The organism is Solibacillus sp. FSL K6-1554 (genome assembly GCF_038005185.1).
Lineage (GTDB): Bacteria > Bacillota > Bacilli > Bacillales_A > Planococcaceae > Solibacillus > Solibacillus silvestris.
In genome coordinates this window covers 413,882-437,800 of the sequence record NZ_JBBOSS010000001.1, presented here as the reverse complement: position 1 = coordinate 437,800, position 23,919 = coordinate 413,882, and the positions used below count along the sequence as shown (strand labels likewise).

The window sequence follows — 23,919 nt, the reverse complement described above, 5'->3', positions numbered from 1 at the left end:
CCCTTTCACATCCATACAAAATATTCTACAAAAAGACTGGATTCCCTCTAAAAATCTGTTTTTCTATTGGGTGGTATTTCTGGCGTGCATGTTCTAATAAACTTCGAAATGTTCTAATATATTTTTATTTGTTCTAATAAACTGCCGATTTTCAAATATATTCCCGAGATGTTCTAATAAGTCCGCGCTTTATTCTAAAATCCTCGCTGCATTTTGGAATATCCCCCACCGTTGTTCTAATAACCCGTAGCATTGTTCTAATAAAATCAGCTCCCGACTCCCCCTAGCACCTTTTCCGAATAAATACAGTCTACACTGCCACGAATACAACCAATCTTCTAATAACCTCCCGGGACTTTCTAATAACACTCCCACTTCTTCTAATATCCCGCCCCCTTGTTCTAATAAAATCAGTCCCAGCCTTCCTGAGCACCTTTCCCAATTAAAAATACAGTCTACGCTGACTCATTTTCTAATACTCTCCCCCCAACTTTCTAATAACCCCTTCAATTGTTCTAATAAATTCCTGCTCCTGCTCCTGCTCCTGCTCCCACACAAAAAAGCCAAACCGCCCTAACGAACAGTCTGACTCTCCATTTTAATTTTGTTTTTCATGCGGTGCCTGATAAATTCCAATTTCTTTTGTATTCGGGTCGCGAACAATGCGCTGATCGTCTTGTAACGGAATAATATCCGGATCATCCACATCACCGCTGCGACCAAAATCTCCTGCAACACTTGTATTCGGTAATGCTTCATATTTTTTCTCAGGCTCAAATGGTACAGGACGTTCATCCATTACCTCTTTGTTAATGAGGTTCGATGGATTAGAACGGTTTGTAATCCAGTCATCGAGTGTATGGCCTGTCCAATCTTCTTCATCAAATGGGTCGGTACCTGTTATGAGCAGTTTCCCGCCTTCTTCAATTATTTTTTCGTATTCAAGCCGCTTGTTTTCCGGTAAACCGAGGCGGCGAATTTTCTCTTCAATTGGCGATTCCTTCGTCAATGCTGTTTTCACTATACTGCGGACACCATTTGTTGTAATAAGTGACACTTGCTGATCGCGTGCGATGGAGTGAAATTCGTCCACATCTTTTGTTAAAACGTAAATATGTGTACCTTCCAATTCATTGTCCGGTCTACGTAATTCCTGGAGTTTTTCTAGCAATTCCTGTTTCGTATAGGCAACATCAATCTTCTGTTTCGGCTCATCAAAAAACATTTGCATCCCTCCATTAAATTATTCGTAAGTACCTTTTCCCCATCTCCCTCATACAAAACCTTTTCAAAAAAATGCATAAAGGATTTTTGCTCCAATCAATTCAAGTTAGCGTTTCAATTTTTTCATAAATTTCTTTCAGCATAATATCATAACGGTCTCCGTTTAAGTAAAAATTGAATACGTCGACATCACATTTGATTTCTGACAATTCCTCTCCTACTAGTATTTCATTATGTAAATAAAGCGTTGAATGTGAACCATTTATCAGATTTTGAAAGTGCAGTGTATCGTAAGTTATGTTTTCTTTCGTAAAAGCAAAATGCCCTTTCGCTGCACCATAATAGATGATTGGAATCAGTGCATCCTTATATATCTTAATATATTCATCCTGGGAAGCTTGTTCAAAAACAGTAGGCGTAATAAAAAGTGCATCATATTCCAAAGCCGGATTCGTAACCGCTTCTTCAAGTGTTTCAAATGTAATTTCTACAATATCTATATTTGTATTGTAACTGTCGTTGAACTCCCCTAAAACGGCAATTTTTAACGGCATTCCTTCATACGCGACTATTTCTTCCGAACACCCTGCCAATAATAGAAGCCCGAGCAGAAATAATACTTTTTTCATTTATATCCCACCCTTTCTTAAAAGAATTGTATACTACGTTACCATCAAATCTTCCAAATTATTCGGAAGAGAATAATTAAAGGAGCTGCCAGCACGAAACGGCAACTCCTTTTGCTTTTTAGAATTTACACTTTATATTCTTTCAAGATAGCATCCAACTTCTCGGCCAGTTCAGCGAGTTGCTCTGTCGTTGACGCAACATTTCCCATCGTGGCACTTGTTTGAACAATTGTAGCCGTTGTTTCTTCTACGCTAGCTGTAGTTTCTTCTGTAATCGCTGAAATTTCCTGCATGGAATCATTGATATTCTGCCCTTCCTTGTTCATCGCTTGTAGCTGAACAAGCACTTGCTTCATAAACTGATCCATTTGAAGTACAGAGTGTTCGATTTCCCTGAAAGTTTCGGCCGTATCTGCAAGCTGCGATGAACCTGCTTCAACTGTCATAAAGCCTTGCTGTAATGAATTGCTCAATTCTTTCGTTCCGTACTGAACTGTACCGACAATCGTTGTAATTTCCGTTACCGATTTGGCTACCTGCTCGGCAAGTTTGCGCACTTCTTCGGCAACAACGGCAAACCCTTTACCATATTCACCGGCACGAGCTGCCTCGATTGACGCATTTAATGCAAGCAGATTCGTCTGGTTTGCGACATCTTCAATAATTTTCACAAATGATGAAATCTGTCCAACACGTTGTCTTAAATCCCCCATTTTTTCAATGGCCGTCTGCATTATTTCATGAATTTGTTCCATCTGTCCATTTGAAGTTTCCATCATTTTTGTACCTTCCGATGAAAGGGAAAGAACGTTATGCGATAGCGTTTCAAGCTTTGTTCCTTGCTCGGTAGTTTCCTTCAATGTTTGAGAAAAATCTGTTACCGCTTCATATACTTCGGTGATTTCATTCGTTTGAGTCTCAATCCCGCGCGACAGTGCTTCCATCGTTTCGGCAATCGCCAGTGCACCAGTAGATACTTCATTTGTCGATTGAGCAAGCATTGTACTTTGCGCTTTGACACTACTTGATGCAAAAGAAACTTCCGAAATTGTCCCATGCAACTGTTCTTGCATCACTTTCATATCCGTCATTAACCGGCCAATTTCATCGTGACGATTATGATCATCCATATGCTGTGTCAATTCGCCTCTACTTAGTACATGCATCAGTTGTGAGGTATGAATGATTGGCTTTGTTATTGAGCGACTAAAGAAAAATGCAACAAGGACAGCAAGAATGATTGTGATGATTAAAATCGCAGCACTCATGTTGATCATGCTGGCCATTGCGGATTGCGTTTCTTCTATATTTTGTATGAGATGAATGCCGCCGATTACCGAAACTGCAGCCGGGTCTTCCATTGGTAAAAAGCTTTCGATTATATGGTCGCCATCATCTTTATATTGACTTGATTTTCCGGCAAGAACATCCGAAACTGCCTGACCGTTTAGCTTGGTGCCAATATTTGCTTGTTCGGATGATTCAACAATTTCGCCCTCTCCATTAAGAAGTTGAAGTGACATACCCGGGAATAAATTTTGTACTTCTGCAATAAACTCATTGCCAAGGCCTATTTGCAATGTCCCGACAATTTGCTCATTCACCTCAATCGGGGCAAATGCTCGTACAGCCAATCCGCTTGAACCATATTCAAATCCGCTATAAGCATTTCCTTCAAGTGCGCCTTGAATTGCGGGAATATCTGACTTGTCATCACCGAATTTGGTAGGATTATGACCTCTTAAATATACCTTCCCTTTTTCATCGCCAATTTCCATGACGGCCAGTTTATGTTGCGCATTTAATTTATTAAATAGTGTTTCACCAGCAGATTGAACAGCAGCACGATCAGTATTCATGAGCAATTGCTGAATTTCCGGATCTTTGGCATACAGCTCTGCTAAATATTGCAAGTCGGCTGCGGTTTTCTCAAAATAATGTGAAACACCTTGTTCTATTTCATTTTGCTTATCAAATTGAATGTCTTCGAAGCTGTTTGATGTTGCAAAATAATTGTACGTAACCGTTGTAAACACAGGAATAATTCCAACTAACAACAAGATTATCATTAGCCGGGTCTTTAAACTTTTAAATTGCATAGTAACTCCTTTGGTGAAATCTCTCCGTATCCCCGAATGAATTTCTCATCTATTATTTTTATATACAACATTCAATTTTATAATGTAAGTATCTCGATTCCCAATTAAGTATAAGTAAATATTGTTGCATAAATATAATATTTAAGTATTTGAGTAGGTTCCATAAAAAAAGCATAAGGAAGTCACCGCTTCCTCATGCATTCAATCCATTATTGGCCAAACTCCGTTACGAATTCAGAAAGGTCTTTTCGTGTTCTTACATTTGGCACATTATCGTAATATCCGAACTGGAACATCGAAATGACACGCTCATGTGGCTGTGCATTTAATGCTTCACGGAATTTCGGATTGTCTAAAAAGCCCGGAGTTTTCCAGCATGTGCCGATGCCTTTTTCCCACGCCAGCAGTTGCACATTTTGTAAATAGCAAGCGGCTGCCGCATAGTCTTCCAACCGTTCTTTTTGACGAACATCTTCTGTTACTAGCACAAAAGCGTACGCACCGGCCAATGTGAATTTCTTCATTTGAATAGCAAGCGCATCTTCTGAAAGCTCCTGCCATTTCGGAACTGCAAGGTCTCGAAGCAGTTCATGTACTTTTGGTAACTGCTCCTCTGCACCTACTACAATGCGCCATGGCTGACGGTTGCCGTGATTCGGTGCCCATTTTGCATCATCCAAAATTTCCATTACTGCCTTTTTGTCAACTTGCTGTCCGTTAAACAGTTTAATCGAACGGCGTTGTAATACTGCGTCTCTTACTGATAAAGTCATCGCCAAATCCTCCTTCAATTACTACTCTTACATTAGCATGAATGATCTCTATTTAACATATTACATTGAGGGAATTCTATTAAAAAGGTTCATTATAAGGCAGGTTTCCACAATTCGAACGTATTAAACAGGCGGGGAAATTCCGCTTATTCCTTTCCCCTCCCTATAGCCCTTCAAAACTCATCTTCAATGTGGTAATAGTAGTACTGCATGTTTGGAGTATAGGCAGATGAATCTTCATACGTATAGATGCGGTCGCTGCTGTTGGATGTATGGGCATTTACATACGGAACCCCCTGCTCAATTCGCGTCACAATTGTACTATGATCTATCCGACCATCCCCCGTAAAATCATAAAAAATGACATCCCCAAGCTGCAGTTCACTTGCAGAGCTTACCCTTGTCTCGCGTAAGCCTTGCGTCGACGTTTCCAAATACCAGCGAAGGGAGTGTGCAACAGACCAGCTATAACTCCAGCGCTCCGGTTGTCCGATCATCCACCAGCCTTGCCCACGATTCGGTGCCCCCCGCATTGGAGCCCCTCCAGCACGTAAACATTGAGAGATAAAGTTCGTACAGTCATCCCGAAATACCGGATATTCAGGATTAAAGCTGTCCCACCATCTATTTGCATAAGCCACAGCAGCCATCCGATTATAAGTAGGCAACAATCTTCTCCTTTTTTCACAGCGTATGTCGAGTACTTTCTAATTATGAAAGTGTTGTGAATGTAGAGCAAAAATCCCCTGTTTTTGTAAATCTTTGATACAATTATTTTATCGAAATTATGAAACGGTTAGGGGGAATTATGATGACACAACATGCAGAAAGGGAAATTTTTCTTCCTATAACCCTTTGCGATAAAAAAGGGAATTTAAATCCGGAAGCAATCGGTTTTGCACGTAGACCTATTATCGACAGTAATTTGTCAGGGCATTTTATGCGCAAGAAAAAATGGAATTACTGGTGTGTATATGGTGAGGAAATTTTATTTTCCGCGACAATCAGTCATATGGATTATGCGGCTGTATGCTTTGTTTATTTCCTCGAATACGAGACACAACGTTACTTTGAAAAAACAATCTTAATTCCACTTGGGGCAAAAGTAAAAATGCCGACGCAAGTGCTGGAAACAATTCAATATAAAAATACGGAAATGTCCATCCAACTTACATACTTCAATCGCGAGACCCATTTAACAGTGACCGCGCCTGATTTTGATGGTGACCCTTTGCATGCAGAGCTCACAATTGCACATCCGAAAGGCGATGACTCCCTCAATGTGGTCATTCCATGGAATCGCCGTACATTCCAATTTACGGCGAAACATCACACGTTACCAACTTCGGGTTCTGTAAAAATCGGGAACCGCACCTTTACGTTTACACCGGAAGAAAGCTTTGCTGTACTCGATTATGGCCGCGGTGTTTGGCCTCGTGAAGCAACATGGAATTGGGGCATGGCATCACAGAGAGTTCGTGGTCAGCGGATTGGTTTGAACTTTGGCGGTAAATGGACGGATGGAACAGGCATGACCGAAAATGCCATTTTTATCGACGGGCATATGACGAAAATTCATGAAGATGTTCTGTTTCACTATGATCGTACCAATTTCATGCATCCGTGGACGATCAAAACGAAATTCAGCGGACGCGTCAACTTAACTTTCACACCATTTTTTGAACGTGTAGCAGAAACGAATGCTAAACTCATCGTTTCCTCTGTCCACCAAATGGTCGGTTATTATGATGGATTTATTCAGCTTGATGATGGCAAAACACTGCATATCCAGCAAATGCTTGGCTGCATTGAAGAACATGTTGCAAAGTGGTAACGCGTGAGGGGGAAATTTAATGACAGCTCAAGATTTTAAACAGGAACAACAGCGCCTGCACGAAACGATCCATTATATGGACCGGATATTAAATAGCTCAAAAAGAGATATTGAGACGGCACAGGAAAATATTCGTACTGCGATGGCCAATGTGGAATATTTGGATTCCAGTGACAGCTTCCTGAACATTTTAATGAATACCCGCTTTTTCGAGCTTGCCCGTAATCAAAAAGAAGGGTTGGAAGCGATACGTCAAAAACCGTATTTTGCACGAATCCATTTTCAGCGTGAAAACGAAGATGAGGAATTTCTTTATATCGGAAAAACCTCGCTTTTCCACAGCGAAACACATGAACCAATCATTGTTGATTGGCGCTCCCCTGTCGCAAACGTCTACTACGATGGCCGGCTTGGCGATATTACATACGATGTCCGGGATGAAACACATTCCGGTCATTTGTTTGCCAAGCGCCAATATAAAATTGAAAATGGCGAGCTGATCAATTACCGTGATGTCGATTTAACAACAAATGATGAGCTCCTCCAGGAAGCGCTCGAAGGAAAAGCCGATGTCCGGTTAACGGAAATCGTCTCCACTATCCAAAAAGAACAAAATGAAATTATTCGTGCACATCTACGCCAGCCGATTCTTGTACAAGGTGCGGCAGGTTCAGGTAAAACAACAATTGCCCTCCACCGGATTTCGTATTTCCTTTATACGATGGGCGAGTATTTCAATCCCGAACAGTTAATGATTCTCGCACCGAACCGGTTATTTATCGATTATATTGCCGATGTATTACCGGAGCTTGGCGTCGATAAAATTTGCCAGACAACATATGCGCAATATGTGCTTGATGCACTGAACCTAAAATTAAAACTTCAAAATCCGAATGAACAACTCGAGCAGCTCATCGCAAACCCATCCGTACAGCAAGAGTATGCCATGATTTCGAAAACAAAAGGCAGTCCATTTTACGAGCTCATGATGAACCGCTATATCGAGCACTATGAACAACAGCTTGCAGCATTGTTTGAAGATGTATTCATTGAAAAATACCGCATTATGAAAGGCGAACATTTACGAAAGCTGTTTTTGGTAGAATTTCATTATATGCCTGTGGAAAAACGGCTTGAACGTATTAAAAAGGTTATTCAAACAGAGGTAAAGCGGAAAACCGCAGCAGTGCTCGCGACATTGAATACGCGCTATGAAGATGCAATCGGCCGTGCGCTAAATGGCATGCGAGACGCAGAGAAACGCCGTCGTACAGTAACAAAACTGATTGATGAACGGGATGCCCGCGTTCCAAAAATTAAACAGGAAGCAAAATCCGTTGCAACAGTTTATATGAAGAAGTTCCAAAAAGTGAAAGTGAAGCAGCTATACCGAGAGCTTTTGACGAACCGTGAATTATTGGGTGAAGTGGCTCCAGAATGGCCCTTGGAAGATGTTGCTCATTTTATAAAGGCTCACCAGAAAGAACGGTGGGTGCTGGAAGATTTGGCTGCCCTTTACTTTTTGCAGGCAAAGATCAAAGGTATTGATGATAAGTGGAAAATGCGCGTCGTGTTTATCGATGAAGTACAGGATTACAGCTATTTTCAGCTTGCTGCCTTAAAGGCAGGCCTTGAAACGGATATGTTTACAATGGTTGGCGATCTCGCGCAAGGAATCCATAGCTACCGGTCCCTGACAGAGTGGCAGCCTGTACTTTCTCTTTTCCCGCGCGCAACGTATGCAACACTTCAAAAAAGCTACCGAACAACAATTGAAATTATGGATGTTGCCAATGAAATCCTGATGCAGATGGATGAGGATTTACCTCTAGTTGAACCTGTTGTCCGTCATGGAAAAGAACCTGAATTTATCGTTGCGGAAGGGTTTGATCCCGCTATTATTCAAGACGTGCTTGTAAAAATCCGCGACAATCAGCATCAATCCATTGCGCTTATTTGCAAGACGACACATGAAGCCGTTCAGTTAATCGGACAGCTTGAAAACTCCGCTGTCCCTGCTCAGTTACTTGATGAGAATTCAGCAATTGATCAGCAAAAACTTCTCGTCATCCCAAGTCACTTGGCAAAAGGGTTAGAGTTTGATGCGGTCATTCTCACGTCATTTGACACACCATATGATGACAACCCTCTTGACCGGAAACTGCTGTATGTAGCCTTAACCCGCGCCATGCACGAGCTTTATTTGATTGGCCCTTCGAAAGAGGCTTTTTTAATGAAGTGAACGCAGGTATGCGTTTATTAACCTAACAAGTTATAGAGTGTTCTCATATAGCTCTTTAGTTAATTCCGCTGTTCTTTGTGCCCGCCTTTATACCGTTACGCTATAGAGGCGGGCTTACAGTGGAAAGCGCTGTATCCAATCCCCTTCACCCTTCATGTAAAAGTAGTTTCCTTTAACAAACCTTTAATAAGCCTTGCTGATGCATAGCAAAGTTCACCATTATCTAAATTAATAGATCTTTCTTTTGAATCAATGTTTTTTATCTTACTTTTATTCACTATAAAAGATTTATGACAGCGGTAAAAATCAGGATGTAACCCTTCATAATTTTTTAACCGTCCGTAAAATTCAATATGTTCATTTTCCAAATGTAAGATAATTTTATGGGAGTCTGGTGAAGCTTCAAAAAAATAAATGTTTTGAAAATCGATATTATGCGTACGTCCCGTTGTTTTGATTTGCAGTTTTTGAATATTGTCTTGTTCACCCAACTTTAAATAACGTCGGTGAGCTTCTTTTAAAGTTGACAATAACTTTTCCTTTAACGAATCTGGATTATCTTTAATAATAAAATCTAGTGCAGCCAATTTATAAATAAACGTAAGAAAGCTCATTTCTGCATGTGTTGTAATATACACTAAGCTGGCAATAGGATCCTCTTCCCGAATTTTGCTTCCTAATGTAATACCTGTAATTTCGTCTTTTAAATCGATATCTAAAAAATAACAGTCCGCCTTGTCTTCTTGTAAAAATGATAAAACATCATGAGGGTTAGCTGTAGCAAGTACTACTTTTATTCCGTTATCTTCCATCATAGCGTAGTTCTCGATTATTTCTTTCGTTTTCTCCAATTGAACTCGATCATCTTCACAAATAACAATATTCATATAATCTACCCCTTTTTAAACTCCATTTCCTGAATAAAATAAGGAGGGCTAATTTTTGTATTTAAACTAACATTTTGTAATTTATTTTTCATTTGACGTAAATTAGCTAAGCCTATACCTCGACTCTCTCCCTTAGTTGAAAAACCCTCTTGGTAAATTTCATGTACTTTTATATTTGTAGATTCATCAAATTTGTTAGTTACGACTAATAAAATGGCTTCATTTATTTGAATAAAGGCAACGCGTACTTGGCCATTCTCGATTTCCCGTGCTGCTTCAATTGCATTGTCCAGCACAATACCTACCATACGATTTAAAATAATCGGATCTACCGGTATATCATTGATTTCTTCCACAATTTCAATATGAAAGGGAACGTGATGGGATTGTGCCTGTAAGATTTTTGTCGTTAATAACCCTTTCAAACTATTTATTTTTAGATTATTCAACACCATCATCGATTGCTGATTTAATTGTTCCTGATGATTCGTTTCTAATATATGGTCATAAAAGTATGTATGGAGACCCTCATAATTTTTATCATCAATAAATGTACGTAAAGAAGATAAGATATTAACGTAATCATGTTTAAACTTACGCATATCCTGATTAATTTGTTCAAGTGAGGCAACATAGGATTCGAAGTTATTTATTTCTTGTTCCCGTTGTTCCATTTTAAATTGTTTAATTGCTAAAAAGACAATGACAAAAATACTGATTGTCAGTAACGCTAGATAAATCAAAAACATTGCCAAATTATTCTGGACGCTCTCATTAAAATTTTCATGGTCAATATTCATGATGTTGATATACATAAACACTACTGTAATTACACTGAGAAACACTAGTATATAGGATACGTAATGATGTAATACCCATCGATTAATCAAATATTTAGCAATGCGTTTATAACAAAAAGCAAAAAGTAAGCCCAATAAAATGAACAATATCGTAAAGCTGAAAAATGTTAGTTGTTCATTGTTGATTCCACCAAGCAAATAGAAAATCACTATACTTGAAATATTATCCGAAATAACTAAAAAAATAAGGGCCATAAATACATGGAAAATATGAATAACGACACGGGTTTTGCGATAAATCATTATTGCCAATATAGCTAAATAATATAAAATCGAGATTGCATCAAAAAATTGAAACAATATAAAAGTTGGTAAAAATATAATTAGTAAAATCGTTAGTAATTGTTTTTTTGACCATGACAGGTCCAATACATATGTGCTAAAAAATAGTAACATTATATATTGAATAATGAACAATAAAATGAATTCAATTGTAAGTCCATCCACTCATTACCACTCCGTTATAATTTCACTTTATATCCATTATATACTAATTAAAAAAATTAAAAAGTTTTTCCAAAAGCTGCTTTAGCTCTTGAAAAAACTCTTATAACCTTCTGTGATAAAGGAAAACCGAATACCTATTATTTAAATTAAAATAATTGTTTTATTGTTAAACTATCGGATTTCAGAACGCCTTTTGGATAAATTTTTGCAGCTACACCGGCAAATAAGGCAATAAATAAAATCATGATCATCAATGAAACGATAATTTCAACCGGAGCAATTGTATTATAGACAATACGAATCAATACGCTCATTGGTGCTGTAAATGGAATGTACGAGGTTACTTTTGTCAACGTCCCTTCCGGATAATCCATGACAAACAATATTTCTACTGTCAAACTGGCCATTAATAAAATCACGATTGGCATTGTTGCACTCGATAAATCATCCGGACGGCTTACCATCGATCCTACAATTGCAAACAAAGTCGCATAGATGAAATATCCAATGATGAAGAAAATGAGAATATATGCTGCTGTTTCCCAAGTAATTGTCTCTATTACAGCCTGGACAAATGAACCTTCAGGAATATTAAAAACCCCTAAGTTTGCCCATAACAGAAGGCCTCCGATAAAGATAAATAATTGAGCTAAGCTTGCTAGTCCAATACCTAAAATTTTGCCGTACATCATCGGTACTGGCGCTACCTTTGTAATCATGACCTCCATCACTCGGGAAGATTTTTCAGAGGCAATTGCTGTTGCGACATTATTCCCGTATGTGGAAATGGCTAAAAACATAATCGCAATCAATCCATAGACAATAAGTAAGGCATTTGGCTCTGTTTCATATAATGATTCAAAGTTAGTCTGCAATGGTGCGTTTAATGCCTGAACAACTGTCGGATGAATGGATTGAGCTTCCACAATAGACGCCACTCTCTTTTGTTCAATATAAGATTCTAACGCGAGCAGTAGTTCATTGTTCACTTTTGGCATAAAAATATTTAGCTGCATTAAGTCCAATCGATCTTCCAATACAAAAAAGCCGGCGAGTTCTTCTGTTTTAATCTCTTCTTTTAGGCTCTCTACCCTTCCATCGTTTACAATCTGCCAGTTCCCAACCACCCCAGATAGCTCTTGTTCGGATAAATTTAAAGATGTTCGATTCACAAGTTTATATGTTTCTTCTGAACCGTCCTTCGTGAAGCTTTTAAGAATCGACGGGGAGGCAAATAGCAATACACTTAATACGAGCATGCCGAGCGTAATATATATATATGCTTTTGTCTTCACAGCTTCTTTGAAAACGGTGCTGAATACAATATTGAAATTACGCAATGACATCGCCTCCCGTCCGTTCAATAAAGATTTCATGCAAGCTTGGATCTTTTAACGAAATCCCCTGAAGTTCGAATTTCTCGCCAAACTCCTGAATGAGCTGATATATTTTTTCACTTCTTGGAATTCGTAACTTATAACGGTTGTTTTCCTCGGTGAAATCATATTGTTTAAGCGTAAGATAGTCCTTCAAGTCGGCAGCTGAAGTTTCCAGCTCCAAGTAGCGGTAGTCATAGGAGCTCTTTACATTTGCCAACTTGTCAGAAACAATCATATTCCCATCCTTTAAAATACAGATTTGGCTGCAGAATGATTCAACTTGTTCCATTTGGTGGCTGCAAAAAATGATTGTTTTCTTTTTAGCGATTAATTCTTTTACGACTCTTTTTAACATATCTGCATTAACGGGATCTAACCCGCTAAACGGCTCATCTAAAATGATAAAATTCGGGTCATGTATTATCGCAGTAATTAATTGTACTTTTTGCTGGTTCCCTTTCGACAATTGTTCGGTACGCTTTTTCGCCGCATAAGAGATTTCAAGCTTTTCCAACCACTTTAGTGCCTCGCTTTTCGCCTCTTTTTTGCTCATACCTTCCAACATACCAAAGTAAATAATTTGATCTAAAACATTCATTTTAGCGTAAAGTCCACGTTCCTCAGGTAAATAACCTATTTTCAAGTTTTTCTTTGAGAAAGGCTTTCCTTTCCATAAGATTTGACCACTATCCTTAGGAATCAGCTCTAGCATCATACGTATGGTTGTTGTTTTTCCTGCACCATTTCTGCCTAGCATACCAAGGATTTGTCCTTCTTCTAATTGAATGGAAATATTGTTCACTGCTTTTTTATTGCCAAAGCTTTTATTTAAATTTTTAATTTGAAAGGTCATTTGCACGGTTACTCCCTTAGCTGAACATTTTAATAATAGAAATAACGACGACTCCAATACCAACTCCAACTACAGTTCTTAAAATATTTTTCATTTTATTGCCTCCTTTTATGTTTAACTACGTAATGATTTTCTGTTCAAATGCCTTACTGATCGACTCGATATAATTCGGTACTTTAAAATAGGTATTAATCCGATAAAGTGACTGATCAATTTCTTCTGCTGACATCCCCCGTTTATGCTGGATGAACTCAAATGTATGACCAACCGCTAAATCTCTTAGGATTTTTTTATCCAACTCTTTTAATGAAACCTCAAGTAAATTTGATATATTACTCTTAAACGATTCCATTAGTAGTACAAATTCGTCCAACCTTGTATTTTTTGTCACACTTGCCCAGCGTTCTTCATCTTTTAATAGATGGTAAACCTCCCCCATTCTTGAATCTACAAGAAGCATAATGTCTACTTCGGGGCCCTTCACTTTTTTTAAACTTTCAATAATCAGCGCAAAATGCTGGTTTGTTGTTTCAATTACCACTACATCAATACACTGTTCTTTAATCTTTTTCCGTAATGTCTGATTAAAAAGAGGAGCTTGAATGGCATAAGTATCTACTTGCCAAGCCGGGCGCTTATCACGAATCGCTATTTGTAATGCTTCGATAAACAACGTAGACATTGAAACAATCAATACTTTCAAAATATCCCCCCTTTGGTAATTGCCTGATTTCACTATAATTTTGTTTGTCTGATTAATGTTTAAAGGATCTTCAAAACCAAGAAACCAATCATTACCGTTCTTTTTTCGCATAAAAAAAACGTTCATATAATCATGAACGTTTGCTTCGTAAGCACTTAAATCTACTGGCTTACAATCCAATATAAATATAGTAATCAAGCTGGGATGACTTCATAAAACCGGCTTTTTCATATACATGAAGGGCTGCCATGTTTTCGACTTCCACATCGAGTAAAATTGTCTTGTCACCTGACCGAAGCGCATAATCTTTCACGAAGTTTAAAATTTGTGTACCGATTCCTTGGCGCTGTCTTTTAGGGGAGACAGCAAATGCCGTAATCCATTGTACTTCGCCTTCTTTACGAGTCGTCACTGTTCCCACAACTTCACCATCAATTTCGGCTGTCCACATGACTAGGCCTTCAGTCGTTGTATTAAACTCGATTAATTCCAATGACTCCTCACGCATGTCGCCAAACGCATCACTGAAAATCGTGACAAGTGCTTCGGTATCCTTTTGCATAAATGGGCGTAAGGTAACAGCTCCCTCTTTTTGAAGAACTTCTGCACGGGCTTCCAATGTCGCTTCAGAAAAGCTGTATAAATACCCATTCTTTTGAAGAAATTCTTTCCCGTAATGAGAACCTTCCATGATTAATGCAAGTTCTCCTTCACTTTCACGCATCGCCATGCCATCTTTCAGCACATTCAAAATTGCCGTTCCAATTCCAAGGTGACGGTACATTGGTGCAACGAGCATTGACCATTCATACGTATTTAATCCCATCATATCGACAGCAGTACCTGCTCCGACCAATAAATTCTTTTCATCATCATATACAAGAACATAAAATCCCCGTATTTCATAGTTTTTCGCTATCGGTAAATTCATTACTTGATTTAATACTACGCCATCACAGACGGCCGCTGTTTTACATAATTTCTGTAATTCTTCATATGTTTCTTCATCTAACGGAAACGACACTGTTATTGCCGACAAATTCATTCTTTCTACTCCAATTCTAACTACTATAATTTCTTTATTTTAGTAAAGCTATCGAAGTAACGCAATACTCACGTATGAATCCCTTCAAATTTATCTTTTCACAAATATTCTTTTCATTAAAAACAAAAAAACTTCATGATACAATTATTCTAGTAAAGACGCATAAATTTAACTACTTATTACCCAATAATAAGGTATAATAATCCTATACATAATTAATTTTTTACAAATAAAAATTCATCTTAAATGACTAAACTATGTTATTTAATTATAATTGCAATATGAATTAATTAATTAAGGAGACTTAACTTATGACAAAAGAACAAATCTATTCTACTAGTACTGAGCCACTACTAGATACCCCTTTCCCTTCTTTTGTATTATCACCTAATGGCACACTCGTCCATGAAAATATCAGTCATTTTGACTATATATCAAAAGAGACAAAAGGACTAATAGGTAAGTCCATACACGACACGCTTTTTTCAGAAGTAGGTGACGATGTCATTGAAACCATTTTAACCGGTTCGGTAGCGTTATGTTTGCACAACATCCCTCTTTCATTAAAAGGACAATCTTCCAAAATATGTACCCTTTATACGAAGCCGACAGTTTTCTTAAATGAACAAGCGATTTCTGTTCTTTGTATTCCAAATGAAGAAGTTCGTTTAATGGATGAAGAACAGCAACATTTAGTGGACCTTAAAAATGGGATCCACCAATCATTCATGACTGTTACACTTGACCAGGACGGCTTTATCACTCAAACAAATCAGCAATTTTTAACAGCAAGCCACTGGACACCAAAACGGGTCATCGGTAAAACATTGTGGCAATTGTTCCCGCAAAATCCCGAATCAGAAAAAGTTGTTTTAGAAATTTGGAAAACATTGCAAAACGGACAAGTTTGGCAAGGTGAAGTCGAGCAATTGACAAAAGATGAGCAACTTTACTGGGTACATTTAACGGCCATTCCAATGATGGGTCAAACATCTGAAAAGAACGAGTATATGCTGATTGAGCGAAATATTACAAAAGAGAAAAAAATTCAGTTTCAGCTGGAGAAAATCGCATATATTGATACAGAAACAGGAATGATGAATGTTCATCGTCTGGAACAAATTATCGGGGAAATGATTGAAGAAGACCGGCATTTTTCATTTGTTTACTTAAGTATTGATAAGTTTTACACAATTAAGGATTTGCATGATGGTGTAGCCGGAAATTCCCTTATCGTAGATTTTACGAAACGCATGAAAATGTATTTCCAAGATAGTACGATGGCTCGTATTAATGAAAGTGAATTTGTCGTAATTACACCATTGCCAGAATGGTTTACACAAGGTTTCCTGAATTATTTACAGCAAAATCCAATCTACAGCGGAAATGTGGCAGTTCCCCTATCATTAAGCGGCGGGATTACACGCTTCCCGGAAGATCAAATGACTTTCTCTCAATTAATGAAGGCATCATTGGCTACGATAGCTTCTGTACGCAGTGCGGGCGGTGACAGCATCGTCTCTTTATCAAAATCTTCACATGCTGCATTAAACCGCAGATCGATTGTTGAAAAGCGATTACTGCTTGCATTAGATCAGAAAAATCTTCATGTTCTATACCAGCCTCAAGTTGATTTAAAAAGTGGTAATATTACAGCTGTTGAGGCATTAGTGCGTTGGGATGATGAGGAAATCGGCGCAGTATCACCTGATGAACTGATCCCTATCGCGGAAGAGACAGGTCTAATAAATAATATCGGTTCGTTTATGCTGGAAAAAGCATGTGAACAGGCGGTCCTATGGAAGAATGCGGGCCATGCAATTAAAGTGAGCATCAACTCTTCTGTACGCGAATTCCGTGATAAAAATATGGCCAAGTCAATTTTGGAAACACTTGACCGTACTGGCTGTCCGGCAAATTTACTGCAAATCGAAATTACCGAAAAGTTTGCATTGGAAGCTGAAGCCGAAACAGGAATTATTAAGCAAATGCGTGCACTTGAAAAAGAAGGCATCGTCTTTGTGCTTGATGACTTTGGAACAGGTTATGGCTCATTCCGTTACATGCAGCTTTTACCTATTTCCATTTTAAAAATCGACCAGACATTTATCCACTCGCTGAAATCGAAAAAAAACCAGCAGCTCGTAAACGGTATGGTACAACTAGGAAAATCAATGAATCTGACGGTCGTTGCTGAAGGTGTGGAAACAGAAGAGCAAATGCAATTCCTGACAAGCATCGGCTGTGATTTCATCCAAGGTTACTTTGTAAGCAAACCAAGCTCTACAGAAGAAATTTCTTCGTTATTACTGTAATCAAAAAGCTCGTAAGGCAACTGACGATCAGTGCTTTACGAGCTTTTCTTTTTTATTTTAGTAAAGGATTGAATCGAAGTCCTTCCTTTTCTCATTAAACGCAAAATGATCTGCATTATTACCTCAGCAAATACAAGTCCCATCGCAATCGCTCCGGAAATCATAAATGCACGCATTCCATTTTCCAAACCTGCAATATAGTCGAGCTCCATCACATTTCGCATCGTGCTGTATGCAATGCCACCAGGGACAAGCGGAATAATACCAGACACACTAAATATGATCATCGGCATCCTAAACTTGCGTGCAAAGAAATATGCTACTAATGAGACGACAAATGCCCCAACAAAGGATGCTCGAACATCATCCAGTCCGCCTTCAAACAGAACATAATATACTGCCCAGCCTACAGCACCAACGAAGCCACATGCCGGGATCGTTTTGATCGGGGCATTAAAAATGACACCAAAACAGGCGGTCGCTATAAAACTGATAACGATTTGAGCTAAAACATGCTCCACCAACGAACGCTCCTTCCATTCGATCATACCTTGGAATGATCGCACTCCGAAATTGATTCACTAACTAGAGAGAAAGCACAAGTGCAACACCTGAACCAATCGCAAAAGCTGTTAAAAAGGCTTCGGCACCCTTTGCCATTCCTGCAGTGAAATGTCCTGCCATTAAATCACGGACTGCATTCGTAATGAGCAGACCAGGCACAAGAGGCATGACCGATCCGATTATAATCTTGTCGATTTCCGTACCGACATTAAAATGCACTGCGAGGGATGCAATAACACCTACCCCTACCGATGCTAAAAACTCGGAGAAAAATTTCACACGGGTCATATTATGAAGAATCGTCACAATATATAAACCGACGCCCCCTGCAACAAAGGCAGCTGGGATATCCGATAATGTTCCTTTAAAGAGCAATAAAAAAGCACTGCTTGCTAAACATGCAGCCAAAACTTGAATGGAAATAGGGAGGAAATAATTTGTTTTTTCGATCTTCTTTAACTCGTCATACGCCTGCTCTAGTGTTATCATTTGAGATGTAAGCTTACGTGAAACATTGTTTACAAGCACAATTCGATGTAAATCCGTAATTCGTGTTGGAATCGATGTAATTTGAGTTGGCTGTGTTTTACCTAGAGAGAAAATAATACCTGTTGGCGTAACATAGCTTTGTGCATTCATCATATTTTGAGAACGGGCCATTCGTAGCATCGTGTCTTCCACTCGATATGTTTCAGCACCGCTTTCAATCATAATACGACCTGCAAGCAAAAAGCAGTCAAGCGCCAGTTCAGTATTTTCAGCATTCATTTAAGGGACCCCCTTCCACTTCTTAGCTCATATTACTTGAAGCACTCGGAAAATAACAGTCTTTTTTCATGCAATTTATGCTGACAGAACAGCGTATTTCCTTAATATTTACAATGTCCATCGTTTTGGTCAATATGATATAGATTACCCCATTTAGAAAGGAACCCGATGCATCATGACAAACCCTTACAGAAAACGGCGTGGTCCTTGGATTGATTTAACTCTTATTGGTGCTATCGGTTTTTTAGGTGCCATTATCGTTTTTTTAACTTTTTTAAGCGATGATCCGATTTTTCCGCACAGTGACAAAACATCCGCTAAAGAGCATACCATTACGGAGGAAGCATCAAAATTCCCGGGAATAAAAATTGTCACAGATCGTTCAGACAACAAAAAAATGCCTTATACCGTTCAATATCCATTAACGGAATATGAAGCTTTTAATAAAGAGATTACGACTTATATAGAACGATCAAAACAATACTACATAAACATGATGCGCCTGCAGCAAGAAACTAAGAAGTTAACAGGCGATCTGACGATTACTGTTGAAACATTCGAGCACGATCATTATTACTCCTTTGTTTTAACGAATAATATGATTTTAAATGCCGACGAGAAGCAAACAACGGTTGAAACATTTTTAATTGATTATGAAACAGGTGGGCTGATTGATATTCGCGCTCTATTAAATAAGGATTTAGAAAGTCTAAAAACATTTGCAGCACACATCCAATCGGAAATGCTTAAAAATCCGGCTTACAAAGAGTATGTATTAGAAAAAGAGCTTGCATTCGCGACAGAGCCGAAATGGCGTTTATTTAAACATTTTGCATTGAAAAATGACTCTCTAATCATTTATTTTAATGAAGGGGAAGTGACAAAACCGGAAGCAGGTATACCAGTAGTTGAAATTCCTTTATCATTCATCAACCCGCTTTTAGCATCTGATTTCCAAATAGCAATGCAATCCGAAAATACGATTATTCCTAAAAGTGATAAGGGCTCATCTAAGAAACGGATCGCCCTTACATTTGATGATGGTCCACACCCGGAAGTAACAAAACAGATTTTAGCGCTTCTGGAAAAGTACAATGCAAAAGCAACATTCTTTATGCTTGGCAGCCGAGCACAATATTATCCTGGCTTAGTACGGCAAGTGCGTGATAGCGGTCATGAAATCGGCAATCATACGTGGACACATCCCGTTTTAACGAAAATGTCTATTACTGATATTGAAAAGGAGTACAATTCCACAGAGGAAGCAATTATTCATGCGATCGGTGAAAATTCTACAGTATTCCGTCCTCCTTACGGTGCCATTAACGATGATGTTCGTAATGCAATCCCATGTAAATCTGTCAACTGGACGATTGATACTCTTGACTGGAAATATCGAGATTCTGAAAAGTTGTTCCCGATGGTAAAAGAAGCATTGCATAATAACGCGATTGTGTTAATGCATGATATCCACCAATCGACAGCAGATGGACTGGAGCCAGTCCTTGCCTACTTGCAAAAAGAAGGTTATGAGTTTTTATCGGTTTCTGAAATTTTGCCATATCATTAATTGAAAGTGAATTTTAAGAAGAGTGGTGGTTTATATTCGCCACTCTTTTTTGCGTTAATCCTCACTATTTCGGGAAAATCCTCAGATGCCCGCATTTAATCCTCACTTGAGGGCAACTAACCCTCATTTCCATCAAGATAATCCTCACATTTCACCTAATATTCCTCAATCCAACATTTGAACAAGCAAGTCCTCACTTAAATGAACGAAATGCCTGAACCGTTACCCCCTGCTGTTAAAATTCCTGACGTGCGTGTTTTGCGAATTGCACTGCATGCGCTCCGTCTCCATGCACACAAATACTATGTGCCTGGAGCGCTACTTTCGTTTGCTGGACAGAAGTCACTGTCCCCTCTTTCACCATTTCGATAATTTATATAATCGCTTTTGATTCATCAGTAATGGTGCATTTAGCATAGTGCGGGTTGTTAATGTACCATCCGCCTGATATGTACGGTCCGCAAACACTTCATGTACTGTAAGTAAGCCCAATTTTTTCACCGGCAGTAGTTAATTTACTTGATGCCAAACCATATAAAAGTAAATCCAGGCGGAGCAGGCTATTTTCAGCTGGAGCAGCAGCTGCGCTTGTTGGAAACCCTTTTGCAAAACTAGACATTTCTCAACTGTTCATTGGTACAAACGCTAGCTCCTTTAAAATTTCCGAAAATTTTTTCCTCTGAAATGTTTGAAGAAAGCTAATAAAGGTTATAAACCACTATCGCGAAATAATTAAAATAAGAAATAGGAGATGGACAGTATGAGTTTTCTTTGGTTTTTAATAATTGGTGGAGTTATCGGTTGGCTTGCAGGAGTCATTTTGGGTAAAGATATCCCAGGTGGAATTATTGGTAATATTATTGCAGGTATTATTGGTGCATGGATTGGCGGTATGCTTCTAGGAAGTTGGGGACCTAAAGTTTCTGATTTCTATATCTTCCCTGCTATCATAGGTGCCATTATACTTGTGTTCGTTGTAAGCTTTATTATGAAATCAATGCGTAGAGCTTCGTAAGCTTCATACATCTTTTAATTTATCTTTATACGATTAAGTGAATTAGATGTAAGCATTAAAGCGGCCCTCCTCAATTTGGGGAGGGCCGCTTTTACTTTGTTCTTACTTTACTTAACAATCCCCCCAATCCGTGAAATCAATTAGTATAGATCGTTCTATTCAACAATTGCACCCGATTGTTGATACTTATTAACGCATCAATATAAAGAACCTATTACTTAGCTATAAATCGTTCCACTTTGACAATCTGATTCATTGTAATTTTTGGTGTAACACCCTGCATCCACTCATCATCAAAATTGCCTGCCCATTCTTTAGGACGACTCTCAAGCCAATCCATATCAAATAACCTCTCCCATGTTTCTTTTATCTCATGTAATAAGTATCCACGTTTATCAAACTCATTATATTCTAATTCATCAAAAGTAATTGGACCTTCATTTAATATAGAATGCCACTCTTCAAACGGAGACCAAAGAATGTTCTCTTTCGGAATATCTAACTTTAAAATGACTCCTTTTGTTCCCTTTTTAAAAAGTCCCTGTTCATTGCGATTAACCCTTCGTTCCCATACCCAGATTGGCGGTACCTCACTTTTATAATTAGGAAGCCGCTTTTCTATTTGATCCATCATCCACTTATAGGCTTCTGGGAACATAGCGTATTTAAAATTTCCTGTTAAGTATCCCTGTTCTCGCATTAATTTATAGGTTGTTAGTTTTTGTACAGTATAAACAATCATAACTATCTCCTCTTATGTAGTCCTGTTAAATTTAATGTCACCTGCTCTATAGTTAATTTACCATAGTTTAAATAGAATACTATTTAACACTCCAGCCCGATTGTTGAAGTTATAATTCCCCTTTAATTTATATTAGTAGTCAATCTATTTTCAATCCTTTAACCTCCTGATTTTAATTTTTGAGCAATGGATAATTATTTTGGTCTGTGAAAATAAAAAGATTTCAGGTTGTAATCTCTTTTTACTTAACGGAATAATTCCATCCTATCCCCAGTAAAATGGAATCCTTTTACTACAACTCTTAGTTCTGTTGATGGAGATAAAAACCTTTAAAAGGTTTTATGAATATTTGTAGAAATAGCACCTAAACAATATGGTAGAATTATACATTACGAAGGGGTGATGAATAGTTGAGAAAATATTTAAGTATGATTTCATTGTTGATGATCATCGCATTTATTGTTTTTGGTTTTATTATCCCACAAGCCTTACATCCATTACCTGATTCTTGGGATATATTGATACTAATATCAATGTTAATCGTTTCATTTTTCACTGCAATATTTAGTGTTAAGGGTCGTTTAAAAACAATTACAGTACTTTTATCTTCACTCTTAATACTAAGTTTATTAATTGTCACTATTAGAGGTTTTATTATCATGACTGGTTAATTTATTTGCACCTGATTTAGCACTTAATTAAAAACATTAATTTGCGGTCTTGCTAAAAAGTGTATAAATGCTCTGCTCTGTTAATTCAAAGAGAAATCATTAATTTGTTCAAATTATTTATAACAAAAATATCCATTTTACTTTAAATTCATTCCTCAATATGCCCTGTTATGAAAAATGAAAGGATCATTAATTAATCATCTTTTGTTGTAAAACGCTTTCTAAAGATATGTAGAGAAAAGGCTTTAAAAGCCCGTTATAACAACAATGCAACCTCAAGTTGACAATTTGCATTCACCACGTGATAGAAAGAGCGACCATGTTTTTATACATTATAACTAACAAAATGAATGGAGTTGAAATAAATGGAATTTGGTGAAAAACTATTTAAGCTAAGAAAAGAAAAAGGATATTCTCAAGAAGCTTTAGCTGAAAAACTAAACACTTCAAGACAGGCAATTAGCAAATGGGAAAATGGCCAAGGATTTCCCGAGACAGAAAAGATCTTAATGATTGGAAATATCTTTGAAGTATCGATTGATTACTTATTGAAAGATTCTGTTGAGAACAATGAAGGAAATGAAGCAGGTTATTATGTAAGCAAAGAGATGGCAGAAGGTTTTTTGTTAAGCACTCAAAAAACCGCTAAACATATTGCGTTGGGTTTTGGACTTTTTGCATTGGCGTTTGAGCCGTACTTAATTATGGGGACAAATTCAATGCTTGGGGTTCTTTTAATTATTGCCATTGCGGCTTTAGGGATCATTTCTTTTGCGACATTAGGTTTTGATCAAGGGCAATATTCGATTCTCAAAAAAGAAGTTTTATTATTTGATTCCAATTATTTCAAAGAGCTATCAGGGAGATACGAGGGCTTTAAAAGGAAAAATTCCGGAATAATGGTGATTGGTGCTTGTTTACTGGCGGTGGGATTCTTAGCTTTTGCGTTAGAGAACAAATTAGAGATGGGAATTTTGGTTCCTTATTATCCGGTTTTTGTGTTTTTAATAGCTGTTGGTCTATATATATCGGTTCGTGGTCTTACAATTCTTTCCGCATATCAGTTATTGGTTAAAAACGATGAGCATACAGGTCGGTTTGGTTTTAAATTAAAACAGAAAGCAAAGAAGAAATTTGAAGAGTTTTAAAGATAAAATTTCCTGTAATATCTAAAAATGAAGGTAAATAATATAAATATCCAACTTCTCATTGAAGGTTAAAAAGGACCAAACCATATAAAAATATGTTTGGTCCTTAACTTCATTTAATTATTTTCTAATTTAATCCACATAAAATTAT

General features: G+C 37.8%; 23 protein-coding genes. 7 read left to right on the top strand and 16 right to left on the bottom strand.

The features are described 5' to 3' along the window. Positions 1–598: 598 nt before the first annotated feature. From MHB58_RS02165 to MHB58_RS02145, 5 genes are all read right to left on the bottom strand, one after another. Complete coding sequence (locus MHB58_RS02165; RefSeq protein ID WP_065217448.1) at positions 599–1,225, bottom strand: general stress protein; 627 nt, start codon at positions 1,223–1,225, stop codon at positions 599–601. Positions 1,226–1,325: 100 nt separating this feature from the next. Next, positions 1,326–1,853 (bottom strand): hypothetical protein, encoded by a 528-nt coding sequence (locus tag MHB58_RS02160; RefSeq protein WP_065217449.1) that lies wholly within the window; start codon positions 1,851–1,853, stop codon positions 1,326–1,328. A gap of 125 nt (positions 1,854–1,978) precedes the next feature. Beyond that, on the bottom strand, positions 1,979–3,952 hold the full coding sequence (locus MHB58_RS02155; protein ID WP_340734586.1) for a methyl-accepting chemotaxis protein: 1,974 nt from the start codon (positions 3,950–3,952) through the stop codon (positions 1,979–1,981). Between the two features lie 209 nt (positions 3,953–4,161). Beyond that, a complete protein-coding gene (locus MHB58_RS02150) occupies positions 4,162–4,725 on the bottom strand; it encodes a nitroreductase family protein (protein WP_014824839.1) in 564 nt (187 codons plus the stop codon). 173 nt (positions 4,726–4,898) lie between these two features. Then, positions 4,899–5,396 carry an amidase domain-containing protein gene (locus MHB58_RS02145; RefSeq protein WP_340734585.1) on the bottom strand — a complete coding sequence of 166 codons (498 nt, stop codon included), beginning with the start codon at positions 5,394–5,396 and terminating at the stop codon, positions 4,899–4,901. A 140-nt stretch (positions 5,397–5,536) separates the two neighbouring features. Between MHB58_RS02145 and MHB58_RS02140 the strand changes: the two genes are divergently transcribed. Beyond that, positions 5,537–6,559 (top strand): DUF2804 domain-containing protein, encoded by a 1,023-nt coding sequence (locus MHB58_RS02140; RefSeq protein ID WP_008406312.1) that lies wholly within the window; start codon positions 5,537–5,539, stop codon positions 6,557–6,559. A 19-nt stretch (positions 6,560–6,578) separates the two neighbouring features. Then, positions 6,579–8,801, top strand: a complete 2,223-nt coding sequence (helD, locus tag MHB58_RS02135) for an RNA polymerase recycling motor HelD (protein ID WP_340734584.1) — start codon at positions 6,579–6,581, stop codon at positions 8,799–8,801. A gap of 152 nt (positions 8,802–8,953) precedes the next feature. Here helD and MHB58_RS02130 read toward each other — a convergent pair whose 3' ends face one another. From MHB58_RS02130 to MHB58_RS02105, 6 genes are all read right to left on the bottom strand, one after another. Beyond that, entirely contained in the window at positions 8,954–9,688 is a 735-nt protein-coding gene (locus MHB58_RS02130; protein ID WP_014824842.1) for a LytR/AlgR family response regulator transcription factor, read from the bottom strand. Positions 9,689–9,693: 5 nt separating this feature from the next. Continuing rightward, a complete protein-coding gene (locus tag MHB58_RS02125) occupies positions 9,694–10,995 on the bottom strand; it encodes a sensor histidine kinase (RefSeq protein ID WP_014824843.1) in 1,302 nt (433 codons plus the stop codon). Positions 10,996–11,141: 146 nt separating this feature from the next. After that, on the bottom strand, positions 11,142–12,335 hold the full coding sequence (locus MHB58_RS02120) for an ABC transporter permease (protein ID WP_340734583.1): 1,194 nt from the start codon (positions 12,333–12,335) through the stop codon (positions 11,142–11,144). Further along, entirely contained in the window at positions 12,328–13,227 is a 900-nt protein-coding gene (locus MHB58_RS02115; protein WP_008406307.1) for an ABC transporter ATP-binding protein, read from the bottom strand. The genes MHB58_RS02120 and MHB58_RS02115 overlap by 8 nt, the downstream gene beginning before the upstream one ends. Positions 13,228–13,345: 118 nt before the next feature. Beyond that, positions 13,346–13,930: a glycosidase gene (locus MHB58_RS02110; RefSeq protein ID WP_340734582.1), complete on the bottom strand. Its 585-nt coding sequence runs from the start codon at positions 13,928–13,930 to the stop codon at positions 13,346–13,348. Positions 13,931–14,099: 169 nt separating this feature from the next. Beyond that, a complete protein-coding gene (locus MHB58_RS02105) occupies positions 14,100–14,975 on the bottom strand; it encodes a GNAT family N-acetyltransferase (protein ID WP_014824846.1) in 876 nt (291 codons plus the stop codon). A 311-nt stretch (positions 14,976–15,286) separates the two neighbouring features. Between MHB58_RS02105 and MHB58_RS02100 the strand changes: the two genes are divergently transcribed. Further along, the gene (locus MHB58_RS02100; protein ID WP_340734581.1) at positions 15,287–17,290 is read left to right on the top strand and encodes a sensor domain-containing protein; all 2,004 of its coding nucleotides are present in this window, start codon (positions 15,287–15,289) and stop codon (positions 17,288–17,290) included. A gap of 35 nt (positions 17,291–17,325) precedes the next feature. On the opposite strand, the gene MHB58_RS02095 is transcribed toward MHB58_RS02100, so the two are convergent. Both MHB58_RS02095 and MHB58_RS02090 read right to left on the bottom strand, forming a co-directional pair. Further along, positions 17,326–17,811, bottom strand: a complete 486-nt coding sequence (locus MHB58_RS02095; protein WP_008406303.1) for a threonine/serine exporter family protein — start codon at positions 17,809–17,811, stop codon at positions 17,326–17,328. 64 nt (positions 17,812–17,875) lie between these two features. Further along, positions 17,876–18,622, bottom strand: coding sequence for a threonine/serine exporter family protein (locus MHB58_RS02090; protein ID WP_008406301.1), 747 nt, complete (start codon positions 18,620–18,622; stop codon positions 17,876–17,878). A 175-nt stretch (positions 18,623–18,797) separates the two neighbouring features. On the opposite strand from MHB58_RS02090, the gene MHB58_RS02085 reads away from it, so the two are divergent. Beyond that, positions 18,798–20,192, top strand: a complete 1,395-nt coding sequence (locus MHB58_RS02085; protein WP_014824848.1) for a polysaccharide deacetylase family protein — start codon at positions 18,798–18,800, stop codon at positions 20,190–20,192. A 235-nt stretch (positions 20,193–20,427) separates the two neighbouring features. On the opposite strand, the gene MHB58_RS02080 is transcribed toward MHB58_RS02085, so the two are convergent. After that, complete coding sequence (locus MHB58_RS02080; RefSeq protein ID WP_340734580.1) at positions 20,428–20,538, bottom strand: LamB/YcsF family protein; 111 nt, start codon at positions 20,536–20,538, stop codon at positions 20,428–20,430. Between the two features lie 11 nt (positions 20,539–20,549). Then, positions 20,550–20,684, bottom strand: coding sequence for a LamB/YcsF family protein (locus MHB58_RS02075; protein ID WP_340734579.1), 135 nt, complete (start codon positions 20,682–20,684; stop codon positions 20,550–20,552). A gap of 268 nt (positions 20,685–20,952) precedes the next feature. On the opposite strand from MHB58_RS02075, the gene MHB58_RS02070 reads away from it, so the two are divergent. Beyond that, a complete protein-coding gene (locus MHB58_RS02070) occupies positions 20,953–21,207 on the top strand; it encodes a GlsB/YeaQ/YmgE family stress response membrane protein (RefSeq protein WP_008406295.1) in 255 nt (84 codons plus the stop codon). A gap of 214 nt (positions 21,208–21,421) precedes the next feature. Here the strand turns inward: MHB58_RS02070 and MHB58_RS02065 are convergent, their stop codons facing one another. Further along, entirely contained in the window at positions 21,422–21,949 is a 528-nt protein-coding gene (locus MHB58_RS02065; protein WP_340734578.1) for a DUF3841 domain-containing protein, read from the bottom strand. A 410-nt stretch (positions 21,950–22,359) separates the two neighbouring features. Between MHB58_RS02065 and MHB58_RS02060 the strand changes: the two genes are divergently transcribed. Continuing rightward, positions 22,360–22,620, top strand: a complete 261-nt coding sequence (locus MHB58_RS02060) for a hypothetical protein (protein WP_014824851.1) — start codon at positions 22,360–22,362, stop codon at positions 22,618–22,620. Between the two features lie 365 nt (positions 22,621–22,985). Further along, positions 22,986–23,768 (top strand): helix-turn-helix domain-containing protein, encoded by a 783-nt coding sequence (locus MHB58_RS02055; protein ID WP_065217460.1) that lies wholly within the window; start codon positions 22,986–22,988, stop codon positions 23,766–23,768. The last annotated feature ends 151 nt before the right edge of the window (positions 23,769–23,919 follow it).

What these genes read in the sequence shown, in the direction of transcription:
- MHB58_RS02165 (WP_065217448.1), bottom strand. Translation starts at nt 1,225, where the DNA reads ATGTTTTTTGATGAGCCGAAACAGAAGATTGATGTTGCCTATACGAAA.
- MHB58_RS02155 (WP_340734586.1), bottom strand. Translation starts at nt 3,952, where the DNA reads ATGCAATTTAAAAGTTTAAAGACCCGGCTAATGATAATCTTGTTGTTA.
- MHB58_RS02085 (WP_014824848.1), top strand. Translation starts at nt 18,798, where the DNA reads ATGACAAACCCTTACAGAAAACGGCGTGGTCCTTGGATTGATTTAACT.
- helD (WP_340734584.1), top strand. Translation starts at nt 6,579, where the DNA reads ATGACAGCTCAAGATTTTAAACAGGAACAACAGCGCCTGCACGAAACG.
- MHB58_RS02115 (WP_008406307.1), bottom strand. Translation starts at nt 13,227, where the DNA reads ATGACCTTTCAAATTAAAAATTTAAATAAAAGCTTTGGCAATAAAAAA.
- MHB58_RS02150 (WP_014824839.1), bottom strand. Translation starts at nt 4,725, where the DNA reads ATGACTTTATCAGTAAGAGACGCAGTATTACAACGCCGTTCGATTAAA.
- MHB58_RS02140 (WP_008406312.1), top strand. Translation starts at nt 5,537, where the DNA reads ATGACACAACATGCAGAAAGGGAAATTTTTCTTCCTATAACCCTTTGC.
- MHB58_RS02055 (WP_065217460.1), top strand. Translation starts at nt 22,986, where the DNA reads ATGGAATTTGGTGAAAAACTATTTAAGCTAAGAAAAGAAAAAGGATAT.
- MHB58_RS02130 (WP_014824842.1), bottom strand. Translation starts at nt 9,688, where the DNA reads ATGAATATTGTTATTTGTGAAGATGATCGAGTTCAATTGGAGAAAACG.
- MHB58_RS02065 (WP_340734578.1), bottom strand. Translation starts at nt 21,949, where the DNA reads ATGATTGTTTATACTGTACAAAAACTAACAACCTATAAATTAATGCGA.
- MHB58_RS02105 (WP_014824846.1), bottom strand. Translation starts at nt 14,975, where the DNA reads ATGAATTTGTCGGCAATAACAGTGTCGTTTCCGTTAGATGAAGAAACA.
- MHB58_RS02070 (WP_008406295.1), top strand. Translation starts at nt 20,953, where the DNA reads ATGAGTTTTCTTTGGTTTTTAATAATTGGTGGAGTTATCGGTTGGCTT.
- MHB58_RS02090 (WP_008406301.1), bottom strand. Translation starts at nt 18,622, where the DNA reads ATGAATGCTGAAAATACTGAACTGGCGCTTGACTGCTTTTTGCTTGCA.
- MHB58_RS02160 (WP_065217449.1), bottom strand. Translation starts at nt 1,853, where the DNA reads ATGAAAAAAGTATTATTTCTGCTCGGGCTTCTATTATTGGCAGGGTGT.
- MHB58_RS02100 (WP_340734581.1), top strand. Translation starts at nt 15,287, where the DNA reads ATGACAAAAGAACAAATCTATTCTACTAGTACTGAGCCACTACTAGAT.